At 41.5% G+C, this 13,751-nt stretch carries 15 protein-coding genes and 1 pseudogene; 11 read left to right on the forward strand and 5 right to left on the reverse strand.

Annotation, left to right across the window (positions count from 1 at the left end; genetic code table 11):
* Nucleotides 1-297: 297 nt before the first annotated feature.
* The 6 genes and pseudogenes from ACFSCZ_RS03140 to ACFSCZ_RS03165 all read left to right on the forward strand — a co-directional run bounded on the left by ACFSCZ_RS03140 (nt 298) and on the right by ACFSCZ_RS03165 (nt 4,565).
* Nucleotides 298-552 (forward strand): hypothetical protein, encoded by a 255-nt coding sequence (locus ACFSCZ_RS03140; protein ID WP_380772289.1) that lies wholly within the window; start codon nt 298-300, stop codon nt 550-552.
* Between the two features lie 84 nt (nt 553-636).
* A complete protein-coding gene (locus ACFSCZ_RS03145; RefSeq protein WP_380772290.1) occupies nt 637-1,452 on the forward strand; it encodes a polysaccharide deacetylase family protein in 816 nt (271 codons plus the stop codon).
* Nucleotides 1,453-1,635: 183 nt separating this feature from the next.
* Nucleotides 1,636-2,587 (forward strand): annotated as a pseudogene (locus tag ACFSCZ_RS03150) (NAD(P)H-dependent flavin oxidoreductase).
* Nucleotides 2,587-2,874, forward strand: a complete 288-nt coding sequence (locus tag ACFSCZ_RS03155) for a UPF0223 family protein (RefSeq protein WP_380772291.1) — start codon at nt 2,587-2,589, stop codon at nt 2,872-2,874. Before ACFSCZ_RS03150 ends, ACFSCZ_RS03155 begins: the two are co-directional and overlap by 1 nt.
* A gap of 175 nt (nt 2,875-3,049) precedes the next feature.
* Nucleotides 3,050-3,244 (forward strand): hypothetical protein, encoded by a 195-nt coding sequence (locus tag ACFSCZ_RS03160; protein ID WP_380772292.1) that lies wholly within the window; start codon nt 3,050-3,052, stop codon nt 3,242-3,244.
* Between the two features lie 517 nt (nt 3,245-3,761).
* Complete coding sequence (locus ACFSCZ_RS03165; protein WP_380772293.1) at nt 3,762-4,565, forward strand: inositol monophosphatase family protein; 804 nt, start codon at nt 3,762-3,764, stop codon at nt 4,563-4,565.
* Between the two features lie 65 nt (nt 4,566-4,630).
* On the opposite strand, the gene ACFSCZ_RS03170 is transcribed toward ACFSCZ_RS03165, so the two are convergent.
* Complete coding sequence (locus ACFSCZ_RS03170) at nt 4,631-4,816, reverse strand: YlaF family protein (RefSeq protein WP_380772294.1); 186 nt, start codon at nt 4,814-4,816, stop codon at nt 4,631-4,633.
* Nucleotides 4,817-4,932: 116 nt separating this feature from the next.
* Here ACFSCZ_RS03170 and typA point away from each other — a divergent pair, with 116 nt between their 5' ends.
* The gene (typA, locus tag ACFSCZ_RS03175; RefSeq protein ID WP_380772295.1) at nt 4,933-6,771 is read left to right on the forward strand and encodes a translational GTPase TypA; all 1,839 of its coding nucleotides are present in this window, start codon (nt 4,933-4,935) and stop codon (nt 6,769-6,771) included.
* 80 nt (nt 6,772-6,851) lie between these two features.
* Nucleotides 6,852-7,214: a YlaH-like family protein gene (locus ACFSCZ_RS03180; RefSeq protein ID WP_380772296.1), complete on the forward strand. Its 363-nt coding sequence runs from the start codon at nt 6,852-6,854 to the stop codon at nt 7,212-7,214.
* Nucleotides 7,215-7,439: 225 nt separating this feature from the next.
* Here the strand turns inward: ACFSCZ_RS03180 and ACFSCZ_RS03185 are convergent, their stop codons facing one another.
* Both ACFSCZ_RS03185 and ACFSCZ_RS03190 read right to left on the reverse strand, forming a co-directional pair.
* A complete protein-coding gene (locus tag ACFSCZ_RS03185) occupies nt 7,440-7,640 on the reverse strand; it encodes a YlaI family protein (RefSeq protein WP_380772297.1) in 201 nt (66 codons plus the stop codon).
* Between the two features lie 79 nt (nt 7,641-7,719).
* Nucleotides 7,720-8,307: a YhcN/YlaJ family sporulation lipoprotein gene (locus ACFSCZ_RS03190; protein ID WP_380772298.1), complete on the reverse strand. Its 588-nt coding sequence runs from the start codon at nt 8,305-8,307 to the stop codon at nt 7,720-7,722.
* A 184-nt stretch (nt 8,308-8,491) separates the two neighbouring features.
* Between ACFSCZ_RS03190 and ACFSCZ_RS03195 the strand changes: the two genes are divergently transcribed.
* On the forward strand, nt 8,492-9,823 hold the full coding sequence (locus tag ACFSCZ_RS03195; protein WP_380772299.1) for a PhoH family protein: 1,332 nt from the start codon (nt 8,492-8,494) through the stop codon (nt 9,821-9,823).
* Nucleotides 9,824-9,854: 31 nt separating this feature from the next.
* Here the strand turns inward: ACFSCZ_RS03195 and ACFSCZ_RS03200 are convergent, their stop codons facing one another.
* A complete protein-coding gene (locus ACFSCZ_RS03200) occupies nt 9,855-10,349 on the reverse strand; it encodes a peptidyl-prolyl cis-trans isomerase (protein WP_380772300.1) in 495 nt (164 codons plus the stop codon).
* Nucleotides 10,350-10,570: 221 nt separating this feature from the next.
* Between ACFSCZ_RS03200 and ACFSCZ_RS03205 the strand changes: the two genes are divergently transcribed.
* Entirely contained in the window at nt 10,571-10,858 is a 288-nt protein-coding gene (locus ACFSCZ_RS03205; RefSeq protein ID WP_380772301.1) for an Fpa/YlaN family protein, read from the forward strand.
* Between the two features lie 178 nt (nt 10,859-11,036).
* Nucleotides 11,037-12,245 (forward strand): FtsW/RodA/SpoVE family cell cycle protein, encoded by a 1,209-nt coding sequence (locus ACFSCZ_RS03210; RefSeq protein ID WP_380772302.1) that lies wholly within the window; start codon nt 11,037-11,039, stop codon nt 12,243-12,245.
* A 65-nt stretch (nt 12,246-12,310) separates the two neighbouring features.
* Here the strand turns inward: ACFSCZ_RS03210 and ACFSCZ_RS03215 are convergent, their stop codons facing one another.
* The gene (locus tag ACFSCZ_RS03215) at nt 12,311-13,291 is read right to left on the reverse strand and encodes a COX15/CtaA family protein (RefSeq protein WP_380772303.1); all 981 of its coding nucleotides are present in this window, start codon (nt 13,289-13,291) and stop codon (nt 12,311-12,313) included.
* Nucleotides 13,292-13,751: the final 460 nt, after the last annotated feature.

Below are 13,751 nucleotides of genomic sequence, written 5' to 3' on the forward strand. Positions count from 1 at the left end.
AACTGTGTTGAGTTCAGCTCAGCACCTGTCGACCAGGACACATCATCCGGTGCTCCACATAATGGCATGTTCAACACAGAGGTTGGCCCCTGATATGCATGTATGCTCTTCATGATGTAATAGAGGCAAGCTGCTGAGCAGCGACTGCAAGGCTGACACATCAGCATGGGTATGTTCCTCCAGGCGCCGTAAAAGGTATGCCCCTGACGCTTTTGTTCATTCCGCGTAAAAGTATCTTAAGAGCTGCATATACTCTTACAAAGTAATGCGACTAGTTTTTAAAGTTGGTGAGATTGTATGAAAAAATATGTGGCTATGATCACCCAATTCTTTATTTGGAGCGGTTTTACAGTTGTGGAATGGCTGTCCGGAGACGACCGAATTCTTGCGAAGGCAACATTATTTGCCGTGTTTTTTTATCTGGCTTTTTTGCTTGGAAAAATGATTGTACAATCCAATAAAGTTGCAATAGTTGTTACAGTGGCAAGTTTGGCTGTGTATGGGGGAATTTATCTTTCATTAGATCTGCTGCAACACTCAACATTTTTGTAGTCAATAACAGGAGTCTATCATTGGATAAAAAAGAAAGGTATAATGGTAGATATCCAAATTTTAGCAGTTCGGAAGGGGAAGTTTATGAAAAAGTTTTTCATATTTCTGGCTGCTGTCTCGGTACTGGCAGCCTGCGGGGGAAACCCTGCAGTTCAGGAGGAAGATGAGCATCCAAAGAGGGAGGATTCACAGCAGCAACAAACTTTAAAACCTGAAGAAGCAGAAGAAGATTCAGCGGTTCCAGACGGTACGGAGAAGGGGGAGGATACACCGCAATACAGGTTAAATGATCAATACGCTTTGGAGCCCATTAGTAACGCAAATCCCAGGGTTGTTCTTTTAACCATTGATGATGCACCGGATCAGTTTGCATTGGAAATGGCAAAAACATTAAAAAAATTGGACGCGCCGGCTATATTTTTTGTGAATGGACATTTCCTTAACAGCCCTGATAAAGAAGAGATGTTAAAGGAGATTTATGATCTGGGGTTTTACATCGGAAATCATACATACTCCCATACGGATTTAACGACTTTGCCAGAAAAAAAGCAGAAAGAAGAAATATTATCAGTCAATGAAATAGTTGAAAAAGTAACTGGGGAAAAGCCAAAGTTTTTCCGTGCACCCTTAGGTCATAATACGGATTTTAGTGAGCAGGTAGTGAAGGAGGAACAGATGCTGTTAATGAACTGGACATATGGCTACGATTGGGAACCAGACTATATGACTGAGGATGGAATCGCAGATATCATGGTTAATACTCCGTATTTGCAAGACGGCGCCAATTTGCTTATGCACGACCGTGAGTGGACAAAAGATGGCCTGGAGCAGATCGTCACAGGGCTTCGGGATAAAGGCTATGAGATTGCAGATCCCGGATTAATTCAAATCAATGAATGATTTCCTATGAAGTTTTTTACTATTCAGCCTGATGCTTTGTTAAAATAGGGTCCTGTAAGTTCTTTAAGGAGAGTTGTAGAGACAAATTAAAAACGTTTATCAAGGGAGCATCCACATGGGAGCTCCTTTTATATTACAAAAGGTGAGACGAAGGCAAAGAACAAAAAGGAAGGGTGGATAGTAATGGAAAATTGGAAAACAAGAGTCACAGACATATTAGGCATTCAGTGCGCGATCATACAGGGAGGATTCTTGCTTATGCCGACTTGGCTTCTGCGGTATCCAATGCAGGGGGATTGGGACGAATTACAGCTATGTCATTGCCAATTCCTGATGCGTTAAAGAAAGAAATTAGAAAAACAAAATCGATGACAAATAAACCTTTCGGCATAAATTTTGCTATTGGCCAGCATGGACGCCCTTTCGAAGATATGCTTGAAGCTGCAATGGAAGAAGGGGTGGGAGCGTTATCTGTGACCGGCGGTAACACGGAAAAATTTTTCAAACTGCTGGAGGGAGTCCCTGTCAACAAGCTCGTTCTCGTTGCGTCCAAACGCCAGGCAGTTTAAGCTGAAGAACTTGGAGCTGTTGCTGTTATAGTGGTTGGACAGGAGGGAGGAGGGCATATCGGAAGAGAGGATACAGGGACGTTTGTACTCATCCCCGCTGTTGTCGACGCGGTCACCATTCCCGTTATTGCCGCTGGCGGTATTGCTGACGGCAGAGGGATAATGGCGGCCTTTTGCCTCGTAGCAAAAGGAAATAGAAACGGGCACAAGATTTATCTCCACGACTGAATGTGTTCACGCCTCTGAACAATACAAGCAGGCAATGATTAACAGCACTGAATTGGATACAGCAGAAATCAAAGAACATTGAAAGCCCCGGGTCGTGTAAATGCCACGCCATGGTCCAATCAAATTATCAAACTAGAACAGGCAGGGGCGGGATATGAGAAATAAAGCCGTATATAAGCGGAACAGCCAACAAAAGGTATATATACGAAGGAAAGCCGGAAGAAGGTTTCGGGTGGGCCGGACAAGCAGTCGCCTGATTCATGAAATTTGCACTCACGATTTGATCACATCGATGATCAAAGATGCGAAAAATACGTTTGAAATGGAGTGTTGATTAATGGAATATCAGTATCCTATTTCCCATCATTGGACAACTGAGGAAATTGTAGATGTCATACACTTTTTTCAATCTATTGAGCGAGCGTATGAGAAAGGAATTAACAGAAGTGAGCTGATGCAGGCTTACCGGCGTTTTAAAGAGATTGTACCGGGTAAAGCAGATGAAAAGAACATTTGTAATGATTTTGAAGAGGTGAGCGGCTATTCAGCATATCAGACAGTAAAAAAGATGAAGCAGGCGGAGGATGGCGAATTCCTTCGAATGCCAGAATTGGGCAAGGAATAACAAGTGTTTATTATTATCGACAGACGGGTAGTGATTAACTAAAGCCATTTATCGTAATAATTCAGCTGGGTAAGTGCACAATTTTGTTACCGGCAAACCGTCGGCAACATACGATATAGTAAGCGATTTGATAAGGTGAGCACTTGCATACTAATCCCGGAAGGAGTGTTTAATAATGAAGCAAGTCGTCAACACTTATCGAAAGAAGTCTATGGATAAACAGAAGCTTGCTGTTCTGCAGCTAGAATTGAACTATGAACTTGCGGTTTTATTTGATGCGATGCAGGAAAATGATGAAGATATGAAAACAAAAGCAAAACGCAAATTAGAAAGAATTCGCTCTGAATTGATGAAGATGGAAGCCTTATAAAATTGGATAGGAAACTTAATGAAATTGAGACGAACTCCATTCATGTTTTCATGAAGAAGTTCGTCTTTTTAAAAGTTAGGGTTTAACATGTTTATCTGCTATTTTATTTAAACCGCACGCATATTTTCGGGGTCAGATGACCAATGCCCTCGTTTAAAACCACGGGAAATCACTCCCACTTCTATATTTATTCCAAAACGACTCGTAACTGGAGCTTCGGCAGCACCACATAACCCGGGTTAATCTGCCTATGTTCTGCGCTTGCTGGAGACGGTCTGAGGCGGCTGTTGACAGCGGGCATGTGTCAGGCCTTTTGAGAAAGAAATAAATGATCCTGGGGGAGAAAAAAACAGGCAAGGAATGGCGTTGTCAACTCTCGTCAAACCTGTTAAGCTCCCATTATTTTCCCTTGTACCTGTCTCCAGGGATCTCAGCATTGCATTTTCTGATCATCGCTTGAAATGAACAACGATATTCAATAAGCTGTTAGGTAAGCATAGATATACGGAGGATACGAATGGAAAATTGGACGAGGATTGATCAACAGGTCAAATTGTGGCTTCAAGAAGCCGGTAATAAGATTGTCACTTCTTTTAAAACATCACCCGAAATTATGTACAAAACAAATCCGGATGATTTGGTAACAAATATCGATCAGGAAACTGAACAATTTTTTACAGATAAAATCAGAGAAGCGTTTCCTGGCCATCACATTTTAGGTGAAGAGGGATTTGGTGATCCATTGACAGACTTGGAGGGGATTGTCTGGATCATTGATCCGATTGACGGTACAACCAATTTTGTCCACCAGCAGCGCAATTTTATGATTTCCATAGGAATTTATGAAGATGGCTCACCGCGCTTGGGTTATGTTTATGACGTTGTATTTAAAGAACTCTATTATGCGAAGGCGGGGGAAGGGGCTTATTGGAATGACATGAAACTTCCTCCTTTGAAAGAGGTGCCGTTAGAGCAAGCGTTAATCGGCATTAATTCAACATGGCTTACTTCCAATCGGCTGCTGGAACCGAAAGATACATTGGTACCGCTCGTGAATGATGTCAGAGGGACTCGCTCCTACGGGTCGGCGGCCTTGGAATTTGTTTTTGTTGCTACCGGAAGACTGGATGCATATATAACGATGCGGTTGTCGCCTTGGGATTTTGCCGGAGGAAAAATTATTGTGGAAGAAGTAGGCGGCAAGGTAACAAATGTAAAAGGAGAGCCGCTGCATTTACTGGGAAAGAACTCGATTCTCGTCGCCCGTCCGGGGTTGCATGAAAAGATTATTCAGGACTATCTGTCAAAAGGTATGAATTAAAAAGACGGCTCAGCTGTGTGCTGGGCCGTTGCTGAATATGTTTTCAGGTTTAAAGCAACTTGTTACTATAATTTTCCCGACTCTTTGAACTTTTTCTTTGTGGCAAAACCATATCCCATCACTGCAATCAAAACGATAAGACAGATCATCATACCAAGTATACTCCCGGCACCGAGGGAAAAACCCGCTCCTATAATAGAAAACGCTGCAACGATAGCCAATATTAAAAAATTCCATTTTATGCCATTCACATTGTTCGCCCTCCTCATCCTTTTATTGTACAAAAAAATTAACTACTTGACCACTACTGTGATATAATTACTGAGTTATATGCAAACTTGCATTTATTCAGGCAGGAGGAACTACTTTGAAAACAAGAAACGATTTAAGAAATATAGCAATCATTGCCCACGTTGACCATGGAAAGACTACATTGGTCGATCAGCTTCTCAAGCAATCCGGCACTTTCCGTATCAATGAGCAAGTAGAAGACAGGGTGATGGACTCAAATGACTTGGAACGTGAGCGGGGAATTACAATTTTGGCAAAAAATACCGCTATTCAATATAAAGATACAAAAATTAACATTTTGGATACACCCGGACACGCTGATTTTGGCGGTGAAGTAGAACGTATCCTAAAAATGGTGGACGGCGTACTACTAGTTGTGGATGCATACGAAGGATGTATGCCGCAAACACGATTTGTATTAAAAAAAGCTCTCGAGCAAGACTTGACGCCTATCGTTGTAGTAAATAAAATTGATAAACCATTTGCACGGCCGGCGGAAGTCGTTGATGAGGTATTGGAGCTTTTTATAGAATTGGACGCAAACGATGAGCAATTGGAGTTTCCTGTGATATATGCTTCAGGGATTAACGGGACAGCAAGCCGTGAACCTGATCAGCAGGATGAAACGATGGAAGTTTTATACGAGACGATCTTGGGAAAAATCCCGGCACCGCCGGAGAACAGAGATGAACCGCTTCAGCTCCAGGTGTCGTTATTGGATTATGACAATTATGTCGGCCGGATCGGAATCGGAAGGATTTTTCGTGGAACCATTAAGGTCGGACAGCAAGTGGCCTTAATGAAACAGGACGGAAGCATAAAGCAGTTTCGTGTAACCAAGCTATTTGGTTTTTTCGGCTTAAAAAGAACTGAAATTCAAGAGGCATCTTCCGGAGACATTGTGGCGGTTTCCGGCATGGAGGATATTAACGTTGGAGAAACTCTTTGTCCTGTAGACTATCAGGATCCTCTTCCCATGCCAAAAATTGATGAACCGACTCTACAGATGACTTTCTCTGTGAACAACAGCCCATTTTCCGGCCGAGAAGGGAAATTTGTAACAGCTCGCAAAATAGAGGAAAGGCTTAAAACCCAGCTTGAAACAGACGTTAGCCTGCGGGTAGAAGAAACAGATTCTCCAGATGCCTGGATTGTTTCAGGCAGGGGAGAACTCCACCTTTCCATACTGATTGAAAATATGCGGAGGGAAGGTTTTGAACTTCAAGTTTCCAAACCGCAGGTGATTGTAAAAGAAATTGATGGTACCCTTTGTGAACCAATAGAACACGTTCAAATTGATACACCTGAAGAATATACCGGGAGTATCATTGAATCACTCGGTACCCGTAAAGGAACCATGCTCGATATGATGAACAATGGAAAAGGCCAGGTCCGATTAATCTTTCATGTCCCTGCAAGAGGACTTATTGGGTATAGAACGGAATTTATGTCTATCACACGCGGCTATGGAATACTGAATCATACCTTTGACAGCTATCAGCCTATGGCAGCGGGACAAGTTGGAGGCCGCCGACAAGGAGTGCTAGTTTCAATGGAAACCGGTAAAGCGACCACATACGGAATTATGCACATTGAAGATAGAGGTACTATCTTTGTTGAACCAGGTACGGAAATTTATGAAGGTATGATCGTCGGGGAGCATAACCGGGATAATGATTTGGCTGTCAATATTACGAAAACAAAACATGCAACAAACGTCCGGTCTGCCACGAAAGACCAAACGACAGTCATTAAGAGGCCGAAAATTATGTCCCTGGAAGAATCTTTGGAATACTTGAATGACGATGAGTTATGTGAGGTAACGCCTGAATCTATTCGCCTGCGAAAAACAATTTTGAACAAAAATGAACGGGAAAAAGCGGCGAAAAAGAAAAAGTTTGGTGAAATAGGTTAACCTGACATCAAAATATGATATGCTTATTTGGGATTCCTTTTTAAAGGAATCCCTTTCTAAAGGTTTAGGAGGTAGCAGGAATGAATTTCATGGGTAGTCTGTTTTTTGTTCTTGGCTTGACAAAAGCAGACCAAGCTGCAATTGACAGATTTTCTCCTTTTTTAAAGTTTTATTATCAACAGACCCAAAGTGCAGAAACAGCGAATTGGCTCATGTTCTTTACAATATTTGGATTATGTATTTTGGTGTATAAACTTGGTTTTGCCAAAAAACTTCCGCTGTTAAAATCAGCCATCATTTATATTTTTATGTTTGTTGGCTGTACGATGCTCACTTTTCTTGCAATCTTCCTTCCGATTGCAGAAGGATTGGTTATTGCAGCCTTAATCCTTATCATCTACAAAATCAGGCTAAATAAGGAGAAAAAAGCAGGAAACATTTAAAAAGACCTCAAACCGATTTGGATCGGCTTTCGGTCTTTTTGCTTTTACATAAAAAGAATCCGCTATTTCTTTAATGAACGCTACTCTTGGCTTTTCTAATTGTTCAGCTTCGGACGGCAGGGGCTCGAGGTCGCTTCGGTCCAGTCAATGAAGTCTGTAGAACGACTTCATATGTCTGGACCTCCAGCGCTAGTCGCCCCTGAGCAGGGGCCCTCCGCTTTTCCTTTAAAAATCCCTCTTTTTTCGCTTAAAGCTGTATAACTGAAATTGCCCGCTTGCAAATCTTGCTTTCGTTTTATCTTCGATTCTTTTATGGCATTCTTCACACATGTACGTATGAATCGGCCGATTTCTTAGTTTTTTTGCAAGGGGTGTGTCATTTTCCAGTTCTTGTTGTTTATCGCAAATGACGCATTGAACTTTCAAGCTGACCACCTCAGTTTAAGAATGAGTTATCCTCTTTCATTATAACATGCAGCCACAGCAGCTTGAATTGCCAGCATTATTATTTTTGTTCCCGTGATTCTTTCTCCTGTTCATTTTGAAGCTCCTGCCGGTCTTGTTTGTCCATCTCATTGTCCTGATTTTGCTGGGCATCTTGCGGGTTTTGGTGATTTTCCTGGGGCGGCAGCTCAGGCAGTAATCTTCCTGTAATATCAGCCAACTCGTTAATAATCCCCTGAAGCGGTCTACCGGCTTCCATATCCTGTCTTATTTCTTTTAGCCGTGCATTGATGTCCGGGTCAGCCACTACTAATGCTCCTTCTCCCAGTGGGTCATGTTTGATGCTTTCTGCCACAGCATATTTAATTGAACCCACTTTCGAACGGTCCAAATCTTTATCCACGTCTATTCCGATAACGGTATAGTCACCGGCTGCCACAGCAGTAGCATTCCTTACACCAGGCATATTCGAAGCGAGTCTGGCCAAGTAATCTGCACGATCTTCATCACTTACCCCGGCTGGATCCTCCTGATTCATTTCTGTTCTTGTCTGTTGAAGGGATGGCTGCATCTCTTGTTGAGGCTCATCGGCTTGTCCGCCGCATGCACCCAGAAGAAGAACTGAACAGAACCATATTGCTTTTTTCATTCGCAAATTCCTCCTGAAACCATGATGTCAGTTTTATTGATTTTTTATATTGTGCAATAAGAATTCTAACTTTATGCATGGATACATATATTTCAGACAAGAGCTGTCCCTGTACAATAATATCTAATGGAACCGGCCGATCTAAAGCATCATATGATATTAAAAAGGAGCAGGAGGCATCAATTTGACAAAAATTTACGTGTTAGATACAAATGTCTTGTTACAAGACCCCAACGCCATTTTTTCATTCCAAGACAACGAAATTATTATACCGGCCGTTGTGCTTGAGGAGTTGGATTCGAAGAAAAGATATATGAATGAGATTGGCAGGAATGCGAGACACGTTTCCAAATTGATAGACGGCTTCAGGGAAAAAGGAAAAATACATGAAAAAATCTCTCTTGAAAATGGGGGAACCTTAAGAATAGAACTGAACCATCGGTCTTTTCATCAGCTGCAAGATATATTTTTAGAAAAAACGAATGACAATCGTATTTTGGCGGTGGCCAAAAATATCGCAATTGAGGAAGAAAAGAAAGAGCAAGGAAAGCCGGTCATTATTGTAAGTAAAGATGCGTTATTGCGGGTAAAAGCAGATGCACTCGGATTGCAGGCGGAAGATTTTTTGAGCGATCGGGTTGTGGAGGTCGATCATTTATATACCGGCGTCCAAGAGGTATTTGTAAATATAGACGTATTGAGAATTTTTTATGAATCGGGAGAAATCTCAAGTTTGGATGTAACCAATCATCATGCCTTGTACCCGAACCAGTTTATCCTGATGAAGGATGTATTGGGGAGTTCTTCCTCAGGTCTCGGCATAGTGGACGAGAAGGGTACAAAAATCAGAAAATTGGTTACTCACTTTGAATCGATTTGGGGAATCAAGCCAAGAAATGTGCAGCAAACCATGGCTTTCGAGCTCCTTTTTCGTCCGGATATTCAACTTGTCACAATGATTGGTAAAGCCGGTACGGGAAAAACCCTATTGGCTCTTGCTGCAGGGCTTATGCAAACAGAAGATATGAAGAGCTATAAAAAACTGCTCGTTGCTCGCCCTATTGTTCCTGTCGGCAAGGATATCGGGTACCTGCCCGGGGAGAAGCAGGAAAAATTAAGACCGTGGATGCAGCCGATCTACGACAATCTTGAATACTTATTTAATACTAAAAAGCCTGGGGAATTGGATTCCATTCTCGCCGGGATGGGCTCCATAGAGGTTGAAGCCCTGACCTATATAAGAGGACGCAGCATTCCAAAGCAATTTATCATCATTGATGAAGCACAAAACCTTACAAAACATGAAGTAAAGACTATTTTAACAAGAGTCGGGGAGGGCAGCAAAATTGTCTTGATGGGGGATCCGCAGCAAATTGACCATCCTTATCTTGATGAATACAATAACGGTTTAACGTACGTACTGGAGAAATTTAAAGAAGTCAGTGCTGCAGGCCATATTAAACTCATCAAGGGGGAAAGATCCAACCTGGCACAGCTGGCAGCTGATATTTTATAAAAAAAACAGGCACCTTGGGCGCCTGTGACAACTATTCCACACGAAACCCCTTCACATGTTTTATGGGGTTCTCCTTATTGGAACCATCAGGATATAATACGTGTACCGGACCATCCTCAAGAAGGGGTTTTCCATCCTTGGAAAAAGCAAGAATTAATTCTTTTCCTTCGTCAATGGGCATTGAAACTTCATCAGCCGCTGTTTCTATAACCAGAACAGAAGCATCTTCTTCGGGTTCCGCATTTTCCAAAAAAGGTTTTAAAATAATACCGAATGAACCGGTCAGAACTTTAACCTTTTCAAATTTCCGCTCTGTTTTCAGGGTAGGCGGTGAAACAGCCCCTTCCTTTATGGCGCGGTCCCAATGCTTTGATGCAACAGTAAATTCCTCTTCTGTATCTCCTTCACCCTGATCCTTCTCAAAGTATGTATTCAAATCAATCCGCCGGTCGTCAAAGATCCACGTCCCTGCATCCAGCGTGATGGGATATTTGACTTTTCCCTTGATGGGCATGATTGTATTCATGCGAAAAACCTCCTTATCCACATTTGCTAGTATAACCCTAATTAATTAAAATGAAAAGTTAAAGCTCCAGGAAATATATCCTCCAACTGCTGCAAGCTGTATTTCCTATAGAACAGTTATTATTCAACAGGAAAAAACAGTGATCCCTTGCAATTTGAGGGGCTTAAAGGTAGAATTTAAAGATAGGATTGTCTATTTGTCCGGAGATAGGGGGATTAAATGTGTTGTCTGATACGAAGCTGAATCATCGGGAAAAAGCCTATGCTCTCCTGAAAGCAGATGCGGATAAAATACTGCGGCTGATACAGGTGCAAATGGACAACTTAACGATGCCTCAATGTCCTTTATATGAGGAAGTTCTAGATACGCAAATGTTTGGCTTTTCTCGCGAGATAGATTTTGCCGTCCGGCTTGGTTTGGTTGATGAAAAGGACGGTAAAGAACTAATTTTTTCATTGGAAAGAAAACTGTCTGCCCTGCATGAAGCATTTACTGAAAATGAAAAATAAAAGAGGCGCAAACAGCATACTTCTCACCGAACAGTAAGGCTCAAACAGTTCACCTGTGATTGTTTGAGTTTTTTTGTCTAATCGAATGATCGTACAGCAGCATGAGTTTTTCAGTTGGAAAACAAGAAGCTGTTATTCCTTGTTTTGTGAAATCTGAATGATAGATTGGATGAAAAGTATGTTTAAAAAAATATTAAAGTCATATGATTACTCAATCATCACCGTTTATTTACTGCTTTGTTTCTTCGGTTTAGTCATGATATACAGCGCCAGTATGGTAATGGCAGTACAGTATTATGGGTACTCTCCTGATTTTTTTTATCAAAAACAAAAAATTAATCTGGCATTGGCATTTGTATGTTTTTTATTTTTTGCTGTCTTTCCATATAAAGCATTCAAAAACAAAAAGTTTTTAATTATCATTACGGTATTGGCCATCCTTGGTCTGCTGGCAGTCGGATTATTTGGCCATGTAACCAACAATGCACAAAGCTGGATACAGATCGGCACAAGGAATATCCAGCCATCGGAATTTGCAAAGTTAAGTGTCATTATATACTTATCAGCTGTCTATTCGAAAAAACAGACATACATCAATCAGCTTGATAAAGGTGTATTGCCCCCGTTAATGTTTCTTATTTTTATTTGTTTCCTCATAGCCATAGAGCCGGATAACGGTACTGCTATGATTGTTTTTCTGGTTGGCATGATGATCATTATATGTTCGGGAATGAATTTTAAAACAATCCTCAAACTGGTCTTGCTGGGAATTCTTCTTTCTGCTATTCTTGCACCTTTTGTGTTGATCAAGGGAGATGAGATTTTCACAGAAAACCGCCTGGGGCGGATTACTGGTTTCCTGGATCCGTTCGGAACGGAACAAAAAGAAGGATTTCAACTGGTAAATTCCTATTTGGCTATTGGATCAGGTGGTTTGAAAGGTCTTGGGTTAGGGCAGAGTGTTCAAAAGCTTGGTTACTTGCCGGAAGCCCATACAGATTTTATTATGGCAGTCATAGCTGAGGAACTTGGGTTATTTGGAGTTGCTTTTGTTTTGTCAGCCCTTAGCTACATTGTCCTGCGAGGTTTTTACCTGAGTACGAGAAGCCGTGACCCGTTCGGCAGCATGCTGGCTATAGGTATTTCAGGTCTGATTGGAATCCAGTCTTTTATCAATTTGGGCGGAATTTCAGGATTGATCCCAATTACGGGAGTACCATTGCCGTTTATCAGTTATGGAGGATCATCTATTCTTGTACTGTCCATTGCGATGGGAATATTGACCAATGTAACGATGTTTGTCCGATACGAAGAAAGGTTCAAGGGTGAAAAGGCAGCACCGATTCCCCGCGAAAGGAAGCTCAAAGCTGCCTCTACGGATAAATGAATAAATACCAAAAAAAGATCTTGCACTGAGGGGCAAGATCTTTTTTTGCATGCAGCCGCATTTAATTAATGTGTAATCATCTTTGGTGATTTGATTTCCGTGTTCACCGCAGTGTTTGGATCTGGTTTGGCAACAGGGGAGTGATCTGATGCCTGCCTTGTGATAAGCATAATAAAGTAGCTTAACAGTCCAAACAAAAAGGTGATAAAAAGAGCATGTGCCAGCGCCACATATATATTCATGCTGGTAAGCACGACTGCTGCTCCGGCCGCAACCTGCAAAGAAACAAGAATAAAAGCGATGATCCATCCATTGACCATCAATTTTTGATCTTTATAATGCTTGATTGCCATCCACGTAATATAACCAATCCATACGAAAATAAGTCCTGCCAAGAAACGATGTCCCATTTGTATCCATTCATACATATTGTTTGGAAGAGAAAAAGGTGCAGCGTTCAGACAGAAGGGCCAATCCTTGCAGACGAGGCTGGCTTCCACATGGCGAACTAAAGCTCCCGTGTACACGACGATATAGGAATACACCGTTACACCGATTGTGTGAACCTTCATTTTTTTATCAAAGTGAATATTGGACGTATCAAGCTTTTCGTCCACTTCAAAGACCAATAATGTCAATAGGAATACCGAGGCAAATGAAATAAGTGAAATTCCAAAATGCAGTGCGAGTACAAAATCTGACTGTCCCCAGACAACAGCTGCTGCTCCGATTAAAGCCTGTAATATGAGAAAGAATACAGAAAGTACTGCAAGGGGTTTTGTTTCCCTTTTATGCCCGATAGCTTTCCAGGACCATACGGCAAGGATGACGACAAGAATAGCTGCGGTTCCTGAAACCACTCGGTGAGCCAGTTCTATAATCAGCTCGGGAGTGATATTTGTCGGTACCCATTGACCGTGGCACAGCGGCCATGAATCCCCACAGCCCATGCCGGAGTCGGTCTTTGTAACCAATGCACCTCCGAGAAGGACAAACAGCATGACAACTGTGGTCAGTACAGAAAACCATTTAAGATTCCGGTGCAAAATCTCACCCACTTATCCTTATATAATGTTTATCACTAGATTCAATTTCATATTCGATACTACATAAACCCATTTAAAAAAACAACCGACAAAATTGTTAACAATCTCGAAAAAGGTATAAACTTGAAAAAATACGCTGTTTTTGATAGTAATGGTATAGGAGTGTGGTGTTTTTTTAACAGAAAATTTATTTTTGATGACACACTTTGGACAAAAAAACGCACGAATGCAATATAAAAATCATTGAATTATATGATTAAATATATTGTTGAAGGCTGGTTCCCGAATATGGTTTAAACTGCACTGGCTTTTTACCCCTTGTATGCTACAATAGGTTGCGGTGGCTGTTTAATATAGAAGAAACGGGATAATAAATGAACAATTACCGAAACTTGTTACATAATGCAGGAAAACCATATGAAAATGGCTTATAGTAAGGGTGAAAAGTAATAATAATAGG

This window comes from Siminovitchia sediminis, from assembly GCF_042680885.1.
Classification (GTDB): Bacteria; Bacillota; Bacilli; order Bacillales; family Bacillaceae_C; genus Siminovitchia; species Siminovitchia sediminis.

Bases quoted from the DNA above. Each gene is read 5' to 3' on its own strand.
- ACFSCZ_RS03200 (WP_380772300.1), bottom strand. From the start codon at position 10,349: ATGAATACAATCATGCCCATCAAGGGAAAAGTCAAATATCCCATCACG.
- ACFSCZ_RS03140 (WP_380772289.1), top strand. From the start codon at position 298: ATGAAAAAATATGTGGCTATGATCACCCAATTCTTTATTTGGAGCGGT.
- ACFSCZ_RS03180 (WP_380772296.1), top strand. From the start codon at position 6,852: ATGAATTTCATGGGTAGTCTGTTTTTTGTTCTTGGCTTGACAAAAGCA.
- ACFSCZ_RS03210 (WP_380772302.1), top strand. From the start codon at position 11,037: ATGTTTAAAAAAATATTAAAGTCATATGATTACTCAATCATCACCGTT.
- ACFSCZ_RS03145 (WP_380772290.1), top strand. From the start codon at position 637: ATGAAAAAGTTTTTCATATTTCTGGCTGCTGTCTCGGTACTGGCAGCC.
- ACFSCZ_RS03160 (WP_380772292.1), top strand. From the start codon at position 3,050: ATGAAGCAAGTCGTCAACACTTATCGAAAGAAGTCTATGGATAAACAG.
- ACFSCZ_RS03190 (WP_380772298.1), bottom strand. From the start codon at position 8,307: ATGAAAAAAGCAATATGGTTCTGTTCAGTTCTTCTTCTGGGTGCATGC.
- ACFSCZ_RS03155 (WP_380772291.1), top strand. From the start codon at position 2,587: ATGGAATATCAGTATCCTATTTCCCATCATTGGACAACTGAGGAAATT.
- ACFSCZ_RS03165 (WP_380772293.1), top strand. From the start codon at position 3,762: ATGGAAAATTGGACGAGGATTGATCAACAGGTCAAATTGTGGCTTCAA.